Origin of the sequence: Enterobacter cloacae complex sp. IR53030, assembly GCF_049238365.1 — a bacterium.
Lineage (GTDB): Bacteria > Pseudomonadota > Gammaproteobacteria > Enterobacterales > Enterobacteriaceae > Enterobacter > Enterobacter kobei.
Window position 1 is genome coordinate 35,264 of record NZ_JBMKHA010000022.1, and the last position, 19,120, is coordinate 54,383.

Genomic DNA, 19,120 nt, shown 5'->3' on the forward strand with positions numbered 1-19,120 from the left:
GTTTTTTTTCGTAACCGGTCACAAAATGACTCATCAATAGCGTATTGTGGCATAAAAACAGACGATTCGGGAGTTTCAAATGACCTTCGAGTGGTGGTTCGCCTACCTGCTGACATCCATCATCCTGAGCCTTTCACCGGGTTCGGGTGCGATTAACACCATGACTACCTCCATCAACCACGGCTATCGCGGGGCGGCGGCGTCGATTGCCGGTTTGCAAACCGGGCTGGGCATTCACATCGCACTGGTCGGGATTGGGCTGGGAACGCTATTCTCCCGCTCGGTGCTGGCGTTTGAAGTGCTGAAATGGGCCGGTGCGGCATATCTTATCTGGCTGGGTATTCAGCAGTGGCGCGCGGCTGGCGCCATTAACCTGAATACGCTCGCGCAGACGCAAAACCGTGGTCATCTGTTTAAGCGGGCAGTATTAGTCAACCTGACCAACCCGAAAAGCATTGTGTTCCTCGCCGCGCTGTTCCCACAGTTTATCGTGCCGCACCAGCCTCAGGTGATGCAGTACGTGGTGCTGGGTGCGACCACAATTATTGTCGATATTATCGTGATGATTGGTTACGCGACGCTGGCACAGCGGATTGCCGGATGGATAAAAGGGCCTAAGCAGATGAAGGCCCTGAACAAAGTGTTTGGCTCGCTGTTTATGCTGGTTGGCGCGCTGCTTGCGTCAGCGCGTCATGCTTAGCGAGAAATGATGAGATGAATGCCGAAGCCGGCAAACAGCGCGCCGGCGAAGCCATCGATCCACTTCGCGATACGCTGGTAGCCACGGCGCATCGCCGGTAAGGCAAACAGGCTTGCCACGATAGTGAACCACGCGAAGGTCTCCACGACGATAAGCAGGAAAATGCCCCAACGTGCGCCCGCGCCAACGCTGTCGCCCACAAACAGCGAGAACACCGAGCCGAAATAGATAATCGCTTTCGGATTCGCCAGGTTGGTCAGCAGCCCTTTTACAAAGCTCCGACCACCCGTTGCCAGCTCCACCTTAGGCTCTTGCGTTTTTTTCTCTTCTTTTTTCAGCGCCCCGCGCAGCATCTGGTAGCCCATCCAGCACAGGTACAGGCCACCGCCAACCATAATGATGTTATGCAGCCAGGCCATCTTCGCCAGGATCAGGTTCAGACCGAGCAGCGCAACGGCCGCCCAGACCATGACGCCCATGGTAATACCGAGCACGCCCATCATCGCCTCTTTACGGGAACGACTGACTGCTGTTTGCGATACGAAGAAAAAGTCAGGGCCCGGGCTCATCAGCGCAACGATGTGCACTAACGCCACGGTGAGAAATAGCATTAACATAATTGGCTCGCAGGGAAATAATTCAGTGAGTCATCATACTGGCACTTTTTTGGCCGGCTGACTACTCCTCATCATCTCCGTCAACGTGAGAACGGATAAGCGCCATAAACTCTTTACCGAAGCGCTCCAGCTTGCGCGTGCCTACGCCGTTGACGCTGAGCATTTCGCTGGCGCTGAGCGGCATCTGTTCCGCCATCTCAATCAGCGTCGCGTCGTTGAACACCACGTAAGGCGGGATGTTCTCTTCATCAGCAATGGCTTTACGCAGCTTACGCAGTTTGGCAAACAGCTTGCGGTCATAGTTACCGCCGTAGGATTTCTGCATCACGCGTGGTTTGAGGGCGACCACGCGCGGTACGGCGAGCTTCAGTTCAACGTCACCGCGCAACACCGGACGCGCGGCTTCGGTCAGCTGTAGCGCCGAGTGCTGAGCGATGTTCTGCGTGGCAAATCCGAGGTGAATCAGCTGACGAATAATGCTAACCCAGTGCTCGTGGCTCTGATCTTTACCGATCCCATAGACCGGCAGTTTGTCGTGGCCCATGTCGCGGATACGCTGGTTATTGGCGCCGCGCAACACTTCCACCACGTAACCCATCCCGAAGCGTTGATTCACACGGTAAATGGTCGAAAGCGCCTTACGCGCGTCCATCAGGCCATCGTACTGCTTCGGCGGATCCAGGCAGATATCGCAGTTGCCGCACGGCTCCTGTCGCCCTTCACCAAAATAGTTGAGCAGCACCAGACGGCGGCAGGTTTGCGCTTCGGCAAACGCCCCCATCGCGTTGAGCTTATGGCGTTCGATATCCTGCAGCTGTCCCTGCGGTTTCTCTTCCAGACAGCGGCGCAGCCACGCCATATCGGCTGGATCGTAAAACAGCATCGCTTCCGCAGGCAGACCATCACGCCCGGCGCGGCCGGTTTCCTGATAGTAGGATTCGATATTACGCGGGATATCGAAATGCACCACAAAACGCACGTTGGGCTTGTTAATCCCCATTCCGAACGCCACCGTCGCGACCACAATCTGCAGGTCGTCACGCTGGAATTTCTCCTGCACATCCGCGCGGATGTGGTTCTCCAGCCCGGCATGATACGCCGCGGCGCTAAAGCCACGGTTTTGCAGACGCGCGGCGGTGTCTTCCACCTTCGCCCGACTGTTGCAGTAGATAATGCCCGACTTGCCGCGCTGTTCCTGGACATAGCGCAGGAGCTGATCCAGCGGCTTGAATTTTTCCATCAGCATGTAGCGGATGTTAGGGCGGTCAAAGCTGCTGACCTGAATATAGGGATCATTCAGCCCCAGCAGGCGAACGATATCCAGACGCGTCGTATCATCTGCCGTGGCGGTAAGCGCCATAAACGGCAGTTCCGGGAAGCGCTGACGGAGCTGGCCGAGGGCGGCATATTCCGGGCGGAAATCGTGCCCCCACTGCGAGATACAGTGCGCTTCATCCACCGCCAGCAGGACCGGGTTCCAGTGTGCGAGATGGTCGAGGAAGTTATCCAGCATCAGGCGTTCCGGTGCGATATACAGCAGACGAACCTGCCCGGTGCGACACCCGGCCATCACCTCTTGCTGCTGCTCCCGGGTTTGCGTGGAATTAAGACAGGCCGCCGCCACGCCGTTGGCGAGCAGTTGATCAACCTGGTCTTTCATCAGAGAAATAAGGGGCGATACCACGACCGTCAGGCCGTTAAGCACCAGCGCGGGCACCTGATAACAGAGTGATTTCCCGCCGCCGGTCGGCATAACCACCAGACAATCACGGCCTTCCAGCACGGTTTCAATGATGGTTTCCTGGCCAGGGCGGAACTGCTGGTAGCCAAAGGTTTCATGCAAAACCTGTTTAGCCAGCGACTCCTGATTCAATACTTCCGCCTGCGCCACGTTAACCCCATATGCCAGAAATGAAACAGGCGCTATTTTCAGCGCCTGAGAGAGAAACTTCAACGTTTAACGCAAAAACATTCGAGCAGCTTAGAGAATATCGTTCAGCATTACGCCCACACCCACGCGGGTCTGGTTGAAGTTATAGTCGATCAGCGACTCGCCGTAACCGCTGTACACCTGCGTATAGAGGCGCACATGCTTCGTTACCGGGTAGCTCAGGCCCACTTCCGCACCACCGTAGCCGGTATTCCAGTTGTACTGGCCTTTCGCGCTCAGCACGGCATCGCCTAACTGGTAGCCGACCTTGAGCTGGTAGTAACCCATATATTTGGTGATATCCGGGTTATCGTCGGTGCTCCCCACCACATACCACGGCTTCACTTCCACCATCCAGTTGCCGTTCTGCGCCATCAGGCGCGTATAGGCACGGTTCCAGCTACGAGACGTGGGGTCGGAACGGCCGTTAGAATCGTGATTAAAGCCGACTTCGACGTCACGCAACGTCCATCCGGCAAATTCATAATCCGTTGCAAAGCCAAGGAACAGTTGCGGCTCATAGTTGGTTTCACGGAACGGCGAAGATTCGCCGCTGTTGGAAAGCTGCCACCAGGATTTCTGCGTGTAAGAGGCACCGAGTACCGAGTTCGGCCCCAGAATACCGCGCCAGAACGGGAAGGCGAGGCTCAACTGGAACTTCACCTCATCTTTACGCGCATTATCAGACCAGTTATAGGAGCTTATCGCTTCTTTGTTCAGATCGCTGGTCTGGGTGTAAATCACGTAGTTGGTGTCATACGGGTAAAGCGTGAACGGATTGTCATGCTCCTGAAGCATGTTAGCAATGATGCTACCGTGTACGGATGGCGCATCGTGCACTTCTTTAACTGTCGCTTCCTGCGCATATGCTGTGAGGGGCAGCGCAACCGCCGCCAGTAACCAACCCAGATACGTCCGCATCGGTGGTGTTCTCCTGAAATAGTGACGTGTAATGAATAATTTTATCCGGGCATTCTACAGACTTCTGCGCCAACTTCCGCCTCCTCGTTTCTGAAAGTGGAAATCCGTATTGTTGAGGCATAAAATCAACATTTCATTAACAATAGGGATGTGAAACCTCATGTCAGCCATGCTTACCTCTGAAGAAGTGTTAAAGCTCGTGGGCGAGATTTTTGTTTACCATATGCCATTTAACCGTGCGCTGGGTCTGGAGCTGGAGCGTTACGAGAAAGAGTTTGCCCAGTTGAGCTTCAACAACCAGCCGATGATGGTGGGCAACTGGGCGCAAAGTATTTTGCACGGCGGGGTGATTGCTTCCGCGCTGGACGTGGCGGCTGGTCTGGTCTGCGTGGGCAGTACGCTGACGCGTCATGACACCATCAATGAAGACGAACTCCGTCAGCGTCTGGCACGCATGGGCACCATTGATTTACGCGTCGATTATCTTCGCCCCGGACGCGGCAATCGCTTTACCTGCACCAGCAGCCTGCTGCGCGCGGGGAATAAAGTGGCGGTGGCGCGCGTAGAATTACACAACGAAGAACAGGTTTATATCGCCAGCGCAACCGCCACTTATATGGTGGGGTAAAGCGGCAAAATCGGGTAAAATTAATTCACTTTTTTGTAACGGATTTTCCCGATGGATGCTAAACAGACGCGGCAGGGCGTTTTACTCGCCCTTGCCGCTTATTTTATTTGGGGTATTGCACCGGCGTACTTCAAGTTTATCGCTTATGTTCCGGCCGACGAGATCCTCACTCACCGCGTCATCTGGTCCTTTTTCTTTATGATCGCGCTAATGAGCCTCAGCCGTCAGTGGTCCGGCGTCAAGACGCTGCTCAAAACGCCTAAGAAAGTTTTCCTGCTGGCACTCTCGGCGGTGCTCATTGGCGGAAACTGGCTGCTGTTTATCTGGGCGGTGAATAACCACCACATGCTCGAAGCCAGTCTTGGCTACTTTATTAACCCGCTGGTGAACATCGTACTGGGGATGCTTTTCCTCGGCGAACGTTTCCGCCGTATGCAGTGGCTGGCGGTGTTTCTGGCCTTCTGCGGCGTGCTGGTACAGCTCTGGACGTTCGGCTCGCTGCCGATTATTGCCCTCGGCCTGGCGTTCAGCTTTGCGTTCTACGGTCTGGTACGTAAGAAGATTGCGGTGGAAGCCCAAACGGGGATGCTGTTTGAAACCCTGTGGCTGCTGCCGGTGGCGGCGATCTACCTCTTCGGTATCGCCGACAGCGCCACCAGTCATATGGGCAGCAACCCGTGGTCGCTGAATCTGATGCTGATGGCGGCAGGCGTGGTGACCACTATTCCTCTGCTGTGCTTCACCGGTGCGGCAACGCGTCTGCGTCTCTCCACGCTGGGCTTCTTCCAGTACATCGGCCCGACGCTGATGTTTCTGCTGGCGGTGGTGTTTTACGGCGAAGTGCCGGGCGCAGATAAGATGGTGACGTTCGCCTTTATCTGGGTAGCGCTGGCGATTTTTGTCGCCGATGCGATTTACACCCAGCGCAGAGTGCGCAAAGGGCTGTAGTGCCTTTTTGCCGGATGGCGGCTGCGCCTTATCCGGCCTACACGTTCTGTAGGCCCGGTAAGCGTAGCGCCACCGGGCGGATACTCAAAGCCAGTTACGACGCTTAAAGTACAGATACGGCGCCAGCCCGGCGAGGATCATAAAGATAATCGCCCCCGGGTAACCAAAGCTCCACTTCAGCTCCGGCATAAACTCGAAGTTCATCCCATAGCTGGAGGCCACCAGCGTCGGCGGCAGGAACACCACGGATACCACCGAGAAGATCTTGATGATGCGGTTCTGCTCGATGTTAATAAAGCCCATCGCCGCCTGCATCAGGAAGTTCACCTTCTGGAACAGGGATTCGTTGTGCGGCAGCAGGGATTCGATATCGCGCAGGATCTCACGCGCCTGCTCCAGCTGACCGCCCGGCAGACGCGCCTTGCGCACGAGGAAGTTCAGCGCGCGCTGGGTATCCATCAGACACAAACGCACCTTCCAGCCGATATCTTCCAGCTCGGCCAGCGTGGAGAGCGCTTCGTCGTATTCATCGCCCTGATGGCCTTCCATGATCACGCGGCTCAGCTTTTCCAGATCGCTGTAGATGTTTTCAATCTCATCCGCCAGCTGTTCAATTTTGGTCTCAAACAGGTCGAGCAGCAGTTCGTAAGCGTTGCCGTCCACCATTGCCTGGCTGCGGGCGCGCATGCGGTAGAGACGAAACGCGGGCAGTTCACGCTCGCGAAGGGTAAACAGGCGACCGTCGCGAATGGTAAAGGCCACGGTGGAGTTGCCCGCATGGTCTTCCGCATCTTCAAAGAAGAAGAAGGAGTGAATGTGCAGGCCATCTTCATCTTCAAAAAAACGCGCAGAAGCTTCGATGTCTTCCAGTTCAGGACGGGTTGCCAGGCTTTGCCCCAGCTCAGATTGTACGCGAAGGCGCTCATCGTCGTCCGGCTCGACCAGATCCACCCATACGGCATCAATGAGGGGCTGTGACTCTTCGGCTTCAAGCCGAGTCAGTCGGTTATTTTCGAGTTGAAATGCGCTCAACATGACCGGGACTCCCAATGCAAAAAATATCGGACAGTTCGGTGGGCACACAGAAACAAATTGGGTTTCAGACCATTAAACAGCCTGACTCAGCGCGACGGGAATAATGCAGTCGCTGACAACCACTAAGGCCATCAGCAAGGGGAGATAGCCTTAGGAGTTGTTCCTGGATGACAGGGAATTGAGCCAGTATCTACTGGGTGTGTCCAAGGCGAATGTCCTCTTAGCGTAATCGTGCGCGCATGTTACGCCAGCAGTAACTGTGGCGTCAACACGCAACGGAACGCTGAAGGGCATTAATTGACCTTCAACGTATAAGGCTAGCAGATTATTACAAAATAATGATATTTTTCTGAATGTTACACTGTTTCCAGCTTAGCGTAAGCGGCCACCAGCCATTTGATCCCCTGCCCCTGGAACGCCACCTGCAGGCGGCTGTGCTCGCCGCTGCCTTCCAGATTTACAATGGTGCCTTCGCCAAACTTCGAATGGCGCACGCGCTGACCCAGCTTGTAGCCGGTGTCCGTTTCAGAGATCGGTGATCCCATACGCGGATGGCTGACAGGGCGGCTGATGCTGGCACGCAGGCGCACTTCCTCCACGCACTCCTCCGGCAGTTCGCCAATAAAGCGAGACGGACGGTGGTAGACCTCTTTCCCATACAGGCGGCGGGTTTCCGCATAGGTTAGCGTCAGCTTTTGCATCGCGCGCGTCACGCCCACATAGGCCAGTCGACGCTCCTCTTCCAGCCGTCCGCCTTCATCGAGCGACATCTGGCTCGGGAACATCCCCTCTTCCATCCCGACGATAAAGACCTGCGGGAACTCCAGACCTTTGGCGGAGTGCAGGGTCATCAGTTGCACCGCATCCTGCCAGGTGTCCGCCTGCCCTTCACCCGCCTCCAGCGCGGCGTGGGAAAGGAACGCCTGCAGCGGCATCAGGTCTTCGTCTTCTTCGTTGTAGCTGAACTGGCGCGTTGCCGTGACCAGTTCCTCTAAGTTCTCAATACGGGTCTGACCCTTCTCGCCTTTTTCCTGCTCGTACATGGTGCGCAGGCCGGAGTCTTTGATTACCCGGTCAGTCTGCACGTGCAGCGGCATATCGGCGGTTTCCTGCGCCAGAGCGTCAATCAGCTCAAGGAAGCGCTGCAATGCGCTTGCCGCACGACCGGCAAGGGCTTTCTCCTGCAGCAGCTCGCGGCACGCCTGCCACAGCGTCAGCTGGCGGTCGCGCGACGCCTGACGCACCACGTCCAGCGTGCGGTCGCCAATGCCACGGGTTGGGGTGTTGACCACGCGCTCAAACGCCGCGTCATCATTACGGTTCGCAATCAGACGCAGATACGAGAGCGCATCTTTGATTTCCTGACGTTCGAAGAAGCGCATACCGCCATAAATGCGGTACGGCATACCTACCTGCAGCAGCGCCTCTTCCAGCACGCGTGACTGGGCGTTACTGCGGTAGAGAATGGCGCACTGCTCTAACGCGCCGCCGTTATCCTGCCAGGTTTTAATACGGTTCACCACGAAGCGGGCTTCGTCGAGTTCGTTGAAGGCGCAGTAAATTGAAATCGGCTCGCCGTCGACGCCGTCGGTCCACAGCTTTTTACCCAGACGCCCGTTGTTGTTTTCAATCAGGGCGTTGGCTGCGCTCAGAATGTTGCTGGTGGAGCGATAGTTCTGCTCCAGACGGATGGTTTGTGCGCCAGGGAAGTCATTGAGGAAGCGCTGGATGTTTTCCACCTGCGCCCCGCGCCAGCCGTAGATCGACTGGTCATCATCCCCCACGATCATCACCTTACCGGTATCGCCCGCCAGCAGGCGGATCCATGCGTACTGGATGTTGTTGGTATCCTGGAATTCGTCCACCAGGATATTGGTAAAGCGTTCACGGTAGTGCTGAAGGATATGTGGTTTGTTGAGCCACAGTTCGTGGGCGCGCAGCAGCAGCTCGGCGAAATCCACCAGACCGGCGCGATCGCACGCTTCCTGGTAGGCTTTGTAGACGTTTTGCCAGGTCTGCTCCACCGGGTTGCCGAAGCTCTGAATATGGTGCGGGCGCAACCCTTCGTCTTTCTGACCGTTGATGTACCACATCGCCTGACGCGGCGGCCACTGTTTCTCGTCAAGGTTCATCGCCTTGATCAGACGCTTCAGCAGACGGAGCTGGTCTTCGCTGTCGAGGATCTGAAAATCCTGCGGCAGGTTGGCGTCCATATGATGCGCGCGCAGCAGGCGGTGCGCCAGGCCGTGGAAGGTGCCGACCCACATGCCGCCCTGGCTGGTACCCATTAACTGGGCGATACGGTGACGCATCTCCGCCGCCGCCTTATTGGTAAACGTGACGGCCATGATTGAGTACGGCGAGCAGTTTTCCACGCTCTGCAGCCACGCGATACGGTGAACCAGCACGCGCGTCTTACCACTGCCCGCCCCAGCCAGCACCAGCATGTTGGTGCGCGAGGCCGCTACGGCTTCACGCTGTTTGTCATTAAGGCTGTCGAGCAGGTAAGAAACGTCCATTGGCACCGTCACATAGTATTCAGGAACAGAGCAAAACGCCCGGTGGCGCTTCGCTTACCGGGCCTACAATTGCAAAACCCTGGTAATTTATACAATATTACTGGTGATTATATCAGCGTCGTGAGGGATGCCAACCGTGAAATTTCCACGTGCGGCAGAAGACGGCTATCCAGCGTGGTCATCAGGTCGGCGTTCTCTGGCTTGATCCAGCAGGCCTGCATGCCGCAGCGGATAGCGCCAGCCACATCGGTGGTGAGGTCATCACCCACATGCAGAATGTTACCCAGCGGCAGAGTTAGTTTTTCCGCCGCCAGATGGTACATATCGCTGAATGGCTTGGCGCGCCCATGCGGGCCCGCGCGCAGCACAAACTCAAAGTAATGATCGAGACCAAACAGCTCCGGCTGCGCATTGCCGTTGGTGATGGCCACCAGCGGCCACTTTTCGGCCAGTTTTGCCAGCGTATCGTGGGTCTCTTGCGGTACGTCGATACGGCTGCGCCATTTGGCGAAGTTTTCCATAGCCGCTTCAGCACCGATGGCCGCGTCCTGCACGCTCAGACCCGCGTTGAGCATCGCCTGCTCCACCGCGCGACGACGCCATTCGGTCACGTCGTGGTAAATGTCCGGCTCGGTCTCCCGCAGGGACTGACGCAGCGTCTGGAAGTCCTTGTTCTGCATCGCTTTCAGCGCCGGGTGGTAGTTCTGCACAAACGCCAGCGACGCCTGCTCGGTACGCAGAATCACCTCGCGGTTGTCATAAAGGGTGTCATCAAGGTCAAACGTCAGGGCTGAGATCTGGCCGAGTGGGCGGTAAAAACGCATTATTTCCCCCGTTTGGCGCGTGGATGCGCCGCGTCATACACCGAGGCAAGGTGTTGGAAGTCTAAGTGGGTGTAGATTTGAGTGGTCGACAGATTCGCATGGCCGAGGAGTTCCTGCACGCCGCGCAGATCGCCGCTCGACTCAAGCATGTGTGTCGCAAAGGAGTGTCGCAGCTTATGCGGGTGAACATGACTGTTCAGCCCCTGCTTAATACCCCACTCCGCAAAGCGCTTCTGTACGTTACGCGCCGAGATTCGCTTGCCGAGTTTCGACAGGAACAGCGCATCTTCTTCCGCGCCAAACAGCCCGCGCAGGTCAAGCCAGTGCTCAATCCAGGCGACGGCATTGCGGCCAATGGGCAGGCGGCGCTCTTTGCTGCCCTTGCCCATTACCCACACTTCACCGGTGTCCAGGTCGAGGTGTTTTAAATCGAGGTTCACCAGTTCAGACAGACGCAGGCCTGCACCGTACATCACCTCCAGCATCGCGCGGTCACGCACCGCCAACGGATCGTTCAGATCGATATCCAGCAGACGGTTTACGGCGTCGACGTCGATATTTTTCGGCAGATGGCGCGGGGCTTTCGGCGTGGCGATCCCTTTTGCCGGGTTGGCTTTTATGCCGCCCTGGCTGACCAGCCAGTCAAAGAAACTGCGTAGCGCGGAGAGCCTGAGGGCCAGGCTCGCTGGGCTGAGGTTTTTTTTACGGCTACGCACAACGAACCCGCGTACCGTGGCAGCGTCACATTGTTGCCAGCTTTTCAGGCCGATCTCGTCGGCAATCTGCATGATGGCATCAAGCTGACGCTGGTAGTTAAGCAGCGTAATGGGGCTGAGCTGACGTTCCACCCCCAGATAGCGCAGAAAGCGCGCGACGTCAGTGGAAAGCGGTCCGTCCGTCATACGCGTTCAATCCAGCGCTCCAGCAGTTCGGGCAGCATCAGGGCGATCTCCTGCAGCAGGTGCGTGGCCTGGCCTTGCTCGTAGTGGTGCGCGTCGCGGCTGGTAAATAACATGACGCCCAGATCGCCATCGCGTCCCATCAGCGACATCGCCACCGAGCCAATCGCCTTCGCTTCCGGTAATACCACCAGCAGTTCAGGCCCGTTCAGCGGCCCCAGATAGTGATGCGCATGGCCCAGACGCTGAATGCGCAGCGGTTCAAACGCCTGACGACTGAGCGCCAGATGGGTAAACCCGGACGGTGCGCCAATGCGCCAGCGGTCAGGAAAAAGACGAATCGTTGCACCCGCCAGCCCAAGCTCACGCGCCCAGCGGTGGAAGCGGCTAAGGAACTCATCAAGGCTGTGTGCCGAGGCCAGACGCGCCTGCAGATGCAGCAAACGATAGAACAGGCTTTCGTTGGTGCTGGCCTGTTCCATCAGCAGCGTCATGTTCTCTTCTAGCTGATTGATGTGGTTGCGCGAGCGCGCCATGTGCCATTCGACCAGCGACACGGTCCCGCGAACCGGATGCGGCACGCGCATCTCTTCGACGACGCGTGCATTGCGAATAAAAAACTCAGGATTGCGCAGCAGATAATCCGCAACAGCTCTGTCGTCCAGTTCCGTCACTGTTTCCTGCAGTTCTTCCCCTGGTTGTTTCATAGATGGATAAACCCGTCATAGACATGTGCCGCCGGGCCAGTCATATACAGTGGATGACCCGGTCCTTTCCAGGCGATATCAAGCCGACCGCCCGGTAACTCGACGCGAACCTCTTCGGCGAGTAGCCCCTGTGAGATGCCGACCGCCACGGCCGCACACGCACCGCTACCGCAGGCCTGGGTTTCGCCCGCGCCGCGCTCGTAAACCCGCAGGCGGATGTGCTCACGCTTCACCACCTGCATGAAACCGATGTTCGCCCGCTCCGGAAAACGCTCGTGGCCTTCCAGCACCGGACCGAGCGTTTCAACCGCGGCGGTTTCCACATCATCTACCTGAATCACGCAGTGCGGATTACCCATCGAGACGACGCCGCACAATACTGTCTGCTCGGCCGCACGCATAATATAGGTCTTTTCCGCTTTGTTTGCGCGAAACGGCACGGCAGAGGGTTCGAAGTTAGGCTCGCCCATGTTCACGCGCACCAGTTCGTCATCGGTGACGCTGAGCACCATGCGGCCGTTGGCCGTACTGACGCGAATATCGCGCTTGTTGGTCAGCCCTTTCAGGCGGACAAAGCGGGCAAAACAGCGCGCACCGTTGCCGCACTGGTTAACCTCGCTGCCGTCCGCGTTAAAAATACGGTAGTGGAAATCGAGGTCGGGATCGTATGGCGGCTCAACCACCAGCAGTTGATCAAACCCCACGCCCAGATGCCGATCCGCCAGGCGACGGATAAGTTCCGGGGAGAAAAACACATTCTGCGTTACCGCGTCGACGACCATAAAATCGTTGCCAAGGCCATGCATTTTAGAGAACTGCATCATTTGCTCCATTGCGCGGGTACAGAACGTTGTCGTCAGAGATTAACCTGAGTCGGGCCACCGTTGTCGCCACGATCGTTAGTATTTGGCGTGGTAGACTCAATGCCACTTTGGACGGGTTTCGTCGGCGGCGGCGCGGTTTTATCCGCAGGTGGGAAGTAGAGTGGTCCCTTCAGTCCGCAGCCCGTCAGGCTAAACAGGGTGATGAGAACGGCAAGCGTTCGGAAAGCGTTTTTCATTATAAAGTTGCCCGTAAGTTCAAATCTGTTTCTATCATCGCAGGAGAAGACACAAAAGCAAGAGTTTGCCGCTTTCCTGCAACGGGAATTATTTAGCGTTATACTGCCGGCATCACGAAAAACAGGAACAAAACCATGAACGACAGTGAATTCCATCGCCTTGCAGACACCCTGTGGATGACCATCGAAGAACGTCTCGACGACTGGGACGGCGACAGCGATATCGATTGTGAAATCAACGGCGGCATTCTGACCCTGAGCTTCGAAAACGGCAGCAAAATTATTATTAACCGCCAGGAACCGCTTCACCAGGTCTGGCTGGCCGCAAAACAGGGCGGATATCATTTCGATCTGAAAGACGGGGAATGGATTTGCGACCGCAGCGGCGAAACGTTCTGGGATTTGCTGGAGCAGGCAGCGACGGCGCAGGCGGGTGAGACCGTCAGTTTCAGGTAGTTTTGTTGCCGGGTGGCGCTGCGCTTACCCGGCCTACGGGTTCGGGCTGTTGTAGGCCCGGTAAGGCGTAGCCGCCACCGGGATCACGAAATCAGGAGAAATACTGCTGCAACAGCGGTGCGGTATCCTGGTTTGCGGGCACCGCAGGGGTAATTGCCTGCGTACGGAACGGGATCACCTGCGCTCGCCCATCAACGTTCACAATCTGATAGAACTGCGGCAGGTTGAAGTTGATAAAGCTGGAGCCATAGGTGAAGCGGTCATGTGAAGAAGAGTAGAAACGGCTGACGTCGCGCACCAGCTCCTCTTTGCTACCTTCACAATGGTGATACACCTCGGCGCGGTTGGTCTCATCCAGAATGTAAATGTTAAACCCGGCATCGTCGCCCGACTCTTCGAAGAAGAACTGAATAATCCCTTCACTCGCAAAGCCGTCCACCACCTGTGGCAGTTTGACGTGGTTGGTTTCCACCTGGACCGACAGTCCATGCAGCTTGTTATGTGAAATCGCCCCGTAAAACTCAATGGCGTTTTCCAGCTTCTGTACCGATACATTCAGACGTTCAAAGAACAGCCCCCAGGTCTGGCCGGAGACGCGCAGCGCTTTAAAGCGCCCGGTTTCCTGACGGGTACTGGAGAGACGCAGCTCGATGCACTCGGAGACCAGCTGCTGCACGCGGGTACGAATCAAACCGCGCAGGTGCTGGCTGTAGCAGAACACTTCGACGCTGTCTGGCGGCGCAGCGTCCTGGTGCATTTTGCCCAGAATAGTTTTCAGCGCTTCGATCATCGCCTGCTCGCCGTTGAAATGCAGAGTACGCACTTCATTCCACGAGTTGCGGTACAGCAGATCCACGCTGCCCACCAGACAGTTTTGCTGTTCGCCAAAGCTGAAGACGTCCAGTTTGCGGAAGTCAAAATGGACTACCTGATTACGGAAAGCTGCCGTCGGGTCGTATTCCAGGTTGACGATAATCGCCAGATGGCGAATTTCACAGGGGCTGTAGAGCGCTTTCGGCGTTGGCGCAGGCAGACGCAGTGGGAAGTGGTGCGAAACATCCGCCACCATCTCCTGCAGCTTGGCTAAATCGACGACCTCGTTGCCCTTGATAAACAGGCGGGTGCGTGAAGTCAGCAGACCGTTAAACCACGCCCAGGCCACCAGTTTGTTCAGGTAGCGGTTATATTCCAACGGCTGATGGCTGATGATCGAGTCCATGCTAGGCGCACGGTTGTACAGATACCACCCGGTGCGGTTTGCGCGGCCCGGCGGTACATAGATAAAGGTCAGGTTCGGTTCTGACAGGTCAGGCGAAATCTGCGGGTTCACCAGGGTGACTTTGCCCGGCAGCGCTTCAAACGCGGCATAGAGCTTACGGGTCAGTACGCCAATGTCCTGCGGGCTGGCGGAGACGCTAAGGTTGTTGCGGCGCGCAAAGCGGATCAGGTTACGGTAGCTTTGCATCATCGCATCAAGCAGTTCGTTATGCGCTTCACGCACCTGATCGATTTTCCAGTTAGCGCGGTTGTCGAGCATGGACAGACGCGCTTCGTCCCATCCCCACTCTTTCACTAACTGGCTGACCACTTCACGACGCCAGCCCACACAGGCGCGCTCGCGGCTCAGTTTTTCACAAACTTTGAGATAAAAACATCGACGCACCAGGTCAAGACGCGTGGAGTCATCAATGGCTTTCAGGTATTCGGTAACGCGTTCCAGCATCATGCAGTAGGCATCAAGCCCGTAGGAGACAATCTCACCATCGTGCAGGCGCTGCTTGATATCTTTCGCCAGCAGACGCGGCGTGGGGTATTCCCAGGAGTAGGCTTCAAGCAACAGCGTTTTCAACACCGCTTTGTACGGTGAATCAATGCTCTTATAGAGCTGCCAGAGGCTAGCGCCAAAGTACTCTTCTGCGGACAGGGAGCTAAGGCCGCCCAGATCCAGCCACTCGTTTGGCGTCAGAACGCCCTGCGAATAAAGCGACATGACGTAGTCGTCATAATTCTCTTCTTCATCGCACGGCACCATATTCCACAGAATACGCTTCCCGGCCAGACGCACAGCAGTACGATAAAATTCATCCAGCAATAAGATGTGCTGAGTCGAGCCGCAGTCTTCACCACCCAGACTGCCGCTTTCGTTATGGCGGAAACGGTTTTCATCAATCAGGAAGAAGCTCACTTCCACGCCAAGCGACGCGGCCCAGCTCTCCAGCAGGCTGCATTTACGCTGCAGCAGCTGCCGCTCTTCGTTATCGAGCCAGGATTGATGGCAGACCCAGATATCCAGGTCTGAAGAACAGCTTTGCCCTACCGATGAGGTACTCCCCATCGTGTAAACGCCGGTAATCGGCAATTCACCTGTCGGTGATTCCTGCGGCGGCATGCCGCGGTAGAGTTCCAGCTCGTTCAGATAATGCTGTTGGGTTTCATCAGGCGTGAAAAGACAAATGCCTCTGGGAACGTTACCGTCAAGGTACCCAGGCATCAGCGGATGGTGATAGTGCAATAATGTCGGCAGCAGACTGTATACCTGCTGGAAAGCAGGGCCCATGGCAGCAAGCGCGCGATCCACGCGCAATTGATTTATGGCATCCAGTCTCTGTTTCAGAGTCTCAATATAGAGGTACAAGACGTATCGCCTGATGTTTCCGGGTGTCGTAAGCCATTCAAAACACGAATAACCGCGAGCCCGCAGTATTTCAAAAAGATAACCGTTACCCTTTTTTCGCCCTTATCATTATGGTGGTACCGACGAAAAAATGGTCTAAAACGTGATCAATTTAACACCTTGCCGGTTGACCGTAAAGAAAGATGCGCTACATACAAGTGTAGCACCGTTCTGTACGTGTAAATTCCTGAATACGGCTATGGCTGGCCAATACGCCACCGTGTCCCTCTCGCGCTTCATCAACCGTAAAACTGCCATCCCAGAGTCAACAATGTTAGGATGGTTAGCGATTGATAATGACGGTAACAAGCATGTTAGACAATGTTTTGAGAATTGCCACACGCCAAAGCCCTCTCGCGCTCTGGCAGGCACATTATGTTAAGCAGCGCCTTGAAGCCTGCCACAATGGATTGCGCGTCGAGCTGGTGCCGATGGTCACGCGCGGTGACGTGATCCTGGATACGCCACTGGCGAAGGTGGGCGGCAAGGGCCTGTTTGTCAAAGAACTGGAACTGGCATTGCTTGAGAACCGCGCCGATATCGCCGTGCACTCCATGAAAGATGTGCCCGTCGAGTTCCCGGAAGGGCTGGGGCTGGTGACCATCTGCGAGCGCGAAGATCCGCGTGATGCGTTTGTCTCTAACCGCTATGACTCGCTCGATGCGTTGCCCGAAGGTAGCGTAGTTGGCACCTCCAGTTTACGCCGTCAGTGTCAGTTGGCGGAGCGTCGCCCTGACCTGATCATCCGCTCGCTGCGCGGCAACGTCGGCACACGCCTGGGCAAACTGGATAACGGTGAATACGATGCCATTATTCTTGCCGTCGCTGGACTGAAGCGTCTGGGGCTGGAGGAACGCATTCGCGTGGCGCTACCACCAGAACTGTCGCTGCCGGCCGTGGGCCAGGGTGCCGTCGGCATTGAGTGCCGTCTGGACGATGTGCGTACGCGCGAACTGCTCGCGCCGCTGAACCATGACGAGACCGCTATCCGCGTAAAAGCCGAGCGGGCGATGAATACCCGCCTCGAAGGCGGATGCCAGGTGCCGATTGGCAGCTATGCTGAATTAACCGAAGGGAAACTCTGGCTGCGCGCGCTGGTGGGTGCCCCGGACGGTTCACAGATGGTACGCGGCGAACGTCGTGGCAATCCGCAAGATGCCGAACAGCTTGGCGTGTCGCTGGCGGAAGAGCTGCTGAATAACGGCGCGCGTGAAATCCTGGCTGAGGTCTATAACGGAGAACCCCCTGCATGAGTATTCTTGTCACCCGCCCTTCTCCCGCAGGAGAGCAGTTAGTGAGCCGTCTGCGCACACTGGGGCAGGTGGCCTGGAGTTTTCCGCTGATTGAATTCTCCCCCGGTCGCGAGCTCTCTGCGCTCGCCGATCGGATAAATACCCTGCAGGAAGGCGATCTGTTGTTTGCGTTGTCGCAACATGCCGTGGAATTCGCCAACGCCCAGCTGCAACAGCAAAGTTTGTCCTGGACAACTGCCCCACGCTATTTCGCCATTGGTCGCTCAACGGCGCTGGCGCTGCATACCGTAAGCGGCGCTGATGTTCGCTACCCGTTAGATCGGGAAATTAGCGAAGTCTTGCTACAATTACCTGAATTACAAACTATTGCCGGAAAGCGCGCGCTCATTTTGCGCGGCAATGGTGGCCGCGAGCTGCTGGGCGAAACGCTGCGTGAACGGGGTGCCGACGTGACGTTCGTTGAGTGCTATCAGCGTTGCGCAAAGCACTACGATGGCGCGGAAGAAGCGATGCGCTGGCACGCGCGCGGCATTAATACGCTGGTGGTCACCAGCGGTGAAATGTTACAACAGCTTTGGTCGCTGATACCGCATTGGTATCGCGAAAACTGGTTACTCCGCTGTCGGCTTCTGGTCGTCAGTGAGCGTCTGGCGAACCTCGCCCGGGAACTGGGCTGGCAGGATATTCGGATCGCTGATAACGCCGACAACGATGCGCTGCTGCGCGCATTACAATAACTCTCAAATGGGAAGCCATAATGACGGAACACGAAAAATCCTCCGCCGTGGTTGAAGAGACCAGGGAGACTGTGGACACCACGCCACAGCCAGAGACGACTGAGAAAACCGCTGAGAAGAAAAACGGCAGCAACAAAACCAGCCTCGCGCTGAGCGCAATTGCCATCGCCATTGCACTGGCGGCAGGTGTTGGCCTGTACGGCCTTGTGAAGCAACAGGGCGCTAACCAGACGGCCACCAGCGATACGCTGGTCAATCAGCTTACCTCCCTGCAAAAAGCGCAGGAAACGCAGAAAACCGAGCTGGAAGCGGTGATTAAGCAGCAGGCTGCCGCGCTGGCCGAGGCAAACAGCAAACAGCAAGAGCTGACCAAACAACTGGACGAAGTACAGCAGAAAGTCGCCACGATTTCCGGTACCGATGCCAAAACCTGGCTGCTCTCTCAGGCCGATTTCCTCGTAAAACTCGCCGGGCGTAAGCTCTGGAGCGACCAGGACGTTACCACCGCCGCCGCACTGCTGAAAAGCGCCGATGCAAGCCTGGCAGACATGAACGATCCCAGCCTCATTACCGCACGTCGCGCGATCACCGAAGATATCGCGAGTCTTTCCGCCGTTTCGCAGGTGGATTACGACGGCATTATCCTCAAGGTGAACCAGCTTTCGAATCAGATTGATAACCTGCAGCTGGCGGATAACAACGACGACGACTTCCCCATGGATTCCGACGGTACCGAGCTTTCCAGCTCTCTGAGCGAATGGCGCATTAACCTGCAGAAAAGCTGGCAGAACTTTATGGACAGCTTTATCACCATCCGTCGTCGCGATGAAACCGCTGTACCGCTGTTAGCGCCGAATCAGGATATCTATCTGCGCGAAAACATCCGTTCCCGCCTGCTGGTGGCGGCTCAGGCTGTGCCGCGTCATCAGGAAGAGACCTACAAACAGGCGCTGGATAACGTCTCGACGTGGGTGCGTGCGTATTACAATACCGATGACGCGACGACCACCGCTTTCCTCGAAGACATCGACAAGCTGAGCCAGCAGAACATCACGATGAACGTACCGGATAAGCTGGCCAGCCAGCCGATACTGGAGAAACTGATGCAGACGCGCGTGCGTAACCTGCTGGCACAGCCGGGCGTTCCGGCAGAGCAAACAGGCGGAGCGGCACCAGCGCCAGCGCCTGAAAGCGCGCCACAAGGAGAGTAAT

General features: G+C 56.6%; 19 protein-coding genes. 7 read left to right on the top strand and 12 right to left on the bottom strand.

Going from position 1 to position 19,120, the window contains the following annotated elements:
- The first annotated feature begins 79 nt into the window (after positions 1–79).
- Positions 80–700: a homoserine/homoserine lactone efflux protein gene (rhtB, locus tag ACOTXR_RS19725; protein WP_058690476.1), complete on the top strand. Its 621-nt coding sequence runs from the start codon at positions 80–82 to the stop codon at positions 698–700.
- Here rhtB and rhtC read toward each other — a convergent pair.
- The 3 genes from rhtC to pldA all read right to left on the bottom strand — a co-directional run bounded on the left by rhtC (position 697) and on the right by pldA (position 4,168).
- Positions 697–1,317 carry a threonine export protein RhtC gene (gene rhtC, locus ACOTXR_RS19730; RefSeq protein ID WP_014885640.1) on the bottom strand — a complete coding sequence of 207 codons (621 nt, stop codon included), beginning with the start codon at positions 1,315–1,317 and terminating at the stop codon, positions 697–699. The two genes, rhtB and rhtC, sit on opposite strands and share 4 nt — an antisense overlap.
- Before the next feature lie 61 nt (positions 1,318–1,378).
- A complete protein-coding gene (recQ, locus tag ACOTXR_RS19735; protein WP_014885641.1) occupies positions 1,379–3,208 on the bottom strand; it encodes an ATP-dependent DNA helicase RecQ in 1,830 nt (609 codons plus the stop codon).
- A 90-nt stretch (positions 3,209–3,298) separates the two neighbouring features.
- On the bottom strand, positions 3,299–4,168 hold the full coding sequence (gene pldA, locus ACOTXR_RS19740; RefSeq protein ID WP_014885642.1) for a phospholipase A: 870 nt from the start codon (positions 4,166–4,168) through the stop codon (positions 3,299–3,301).
- A 160-nt stretch (positions 4,169–4,328) separates the two neighbouring features.
- Here pldA and yigI point away from each other — a divergent pair, with 160 nt between their 5' ends.
- Both yigI and rarD read left to right on the top strand, forming a co-directional pair.
- Positions 4,329–4,796, top strand: coding sequence for an acyl-CoA thioesterase YigI (yigI, locus tag ACOTXR_RS19745; RefSeq protein ID WP_023331568.1), 468 nt, complete (start codon positions 4,329–4,331; stop codon positions 4,794–4,796).
- Positions 4,797–4,847: 51 nt separating this feature from the next.
- Positions 4,848–5,744, top strand: a complete 897-nt coding sequence (gene rarD, locus ACOTXR_RS19750; RefSeq protein WP_014885644.1) for an EamA family transporter RarD — start codon at positions 4,848–4,850, stop codon at positions 5,742–5,744.
- 84 nt (positions 5,745–5,828) lie between these two features.
- Here the strand turns inward: rarD and corA are convergent, their stop codons facing one another.
- The 8 genes from corA to lptM form a co-directional block, all read right to left on the bottom strand.
- Entirely contained in the window at positions 5,829–6,779 is a 951-nt protein-coding gene (gene corA, locus ACOTXR_RS19755; RefSeq protein WP_008501540.1) for a magnesium/cobalt transporter CorA, read from the bottom strand.
- 150 nt (positions 6,780–6,929) lie between these two features.
- The gene (gene ysgD / locus ACOTXR_RS19760) at positions 6,930–6,986 is read right to left on the bottom strand and encodes a YsgD/CorL family protein (RefSeq protein WP_212743980.1); all 57 of its coding nucleotides are present in this window, start codon (positions 6,984–6,986) and stop codon (positions 6,930–6,932) included.
- A 149-nt stretch (positions 6,987–7,135) separates the two neighbouring features.
- Complete coding sequence (uvrD, locus tag ACOTXR_RS19765) at positions 7,136–9,298, bottom strand: DNA helicase II (protein ID WP_014885645.1); 2,163 nt, start codon at positions 9,296–9,298, stop codon at positions 7,136–7,138.
- Between the two features lie 107 nt (positions 9,299–9,405).
- Positions 9,406–10,122, bottom strand: coding sequence for a 5-amino-6-(5-phospho-D-ribitylamino)uracil phosphatase YigB (gene yigB / locus ACOTXR_RS19770; RefSeq protein ID WP_032635134.1), 717 nt, complete (start codon positions 10,120–10,122; stop codon positions 9,406–9,408).
- Positions 10,122–11,024 carry a tyrosine recombinase XerC gene (gene xerC, locus ACOTXR_RS19775; RefSeq protein ID WP_058690475.1) on the bottom strand — a complete coding sequence of 301 codons (903 nt, stop codon included), beginning with the start codon at positions 11,022–11,024 and terminating at the stop codon, positions 10,122–10,124. Before xerC ends, yigB begins: the two co-directional genes overlap by 1 nt.
- Positions 11,021–11,728 (bottom strand): DUF484 domain-containing protein, encoded by a 708-nt coding sequence (locus ACOTXR_RS19780; RefSeq protein ID WP_032635135.1) that lies wholly within the window; start codon positions 11,726–11,728, stop codon positions 11,021–11,023. Before ACOTXR_RS19780 ends, xerC begins: the two co-directional genes overlap by 4 nt.
- The gene (gene dapF / locus ACOTXR_RS19785) at positions 11,725–12,549 is read right to left on the bottom strand and encodes a diaminopimelate epimerase (RefSeq protein WP_014885649.1); all 825 of its coding nucleotides are present in this window, start codon (positions 12,547–12,549) and stop codon (positions 11,725–11,727) included. The genes ACOTXR_RS19780 and dapF overlap by 4 nt, the downstream gene beginning before the upstream one ends.
- A 35-nt stretch (positions 12,550–12,584) precedes the next feature.
- Complete coding sequence (lptM, locus tag ACOTXR_RS19790) at positions 12,585–12,788, bottom strand: LPS translocon maturation chaperone LptM (protein WP_014885650.1); 204 nt, start codon at positions 12,786–12,788, stop codon at positions 12,585–12,587.
- Positions 12,789–12,923: 135 nt separating this feature from the next.
- On the opposite strand from lptM, the gene cyaY reads away from it, so the two are divergent.
- On the top strand, positions 12,924–13,244 hold the full coding sequence (gene cyaY, locus ACOTXR_RS19795) for an iron donor protein CyaY (protein WP_014885651.1): 321 nt from the start codon (positions 12,924–12,926) through the stop codon (positions 13,242–13,244).
- A 91-nt stretch (positions 13,245–13,335) separates the two neighbouring features.
- On the opposite strand, the gene cyaA is transcribed toward cyaY, so the two are convergent.
- Positions 13,336–15,879: a class I adenylate cyclase gene (gene cyaA / locus ACOTXR_RS19800; RefSeq protein ID WP_014885652.1), complete on the bottom strand. Its 2,544-nt coding sequence runs from the start codon at positions 15,877–15,879 to the stop codon at positions 13,336–13,338.
- Between the two features lie 350 nt (positions 15,880–16,229).
- Between cyaA and hemC the strand changes: the two genes are divergently transcribed.
- The 3 genes from hemC to hemX are packed head-to-tail and all read left to right on the top strand — an operon-like array spanning position 16,230 to position 19,119.
- Complete coding sequence (gene hemC, locus ACOTXR_RS19805; RefSeq protein ID WP_032629599.1) at positions 16,230–17,171, top strand: hydroxymethylbilane synthase; 942 nt, start codon at positions 16,230–16,232, stop codon at positions 17,169–17,171.
- On the top strand, positions 17,168–17,908 hold the full coding sequence (hemD, locus tag ACOTXR_RS19810; protein ID WP_014885654.1) for a uroporphyrinogen-III synthase: 741 nt from the start codon (positions 17,168–17,170) through the stop codon (positions 17,906–17,908). The genes hemC and hemD overlap by 4 nt, the downstream gene beginning before the upstream one ends.
- 20 nt (positions 17,909–17,928) lie before the next feature.
- The gene (hemX, locus tag ACOTXR_RS19815; protein ID WP_058690474.1) at positions 17,929–19,119 is read left to right on the top strand and encodes a uroporphyrinogen-III C-methyltransferase; all 1,191 of its coding nucleotides are present in this window, start codon (positions 17,929–17,931) and stop codon (positions 19,117–19,119) included.
- Position 19,120 lies beyond the last annotated feature (1 nt).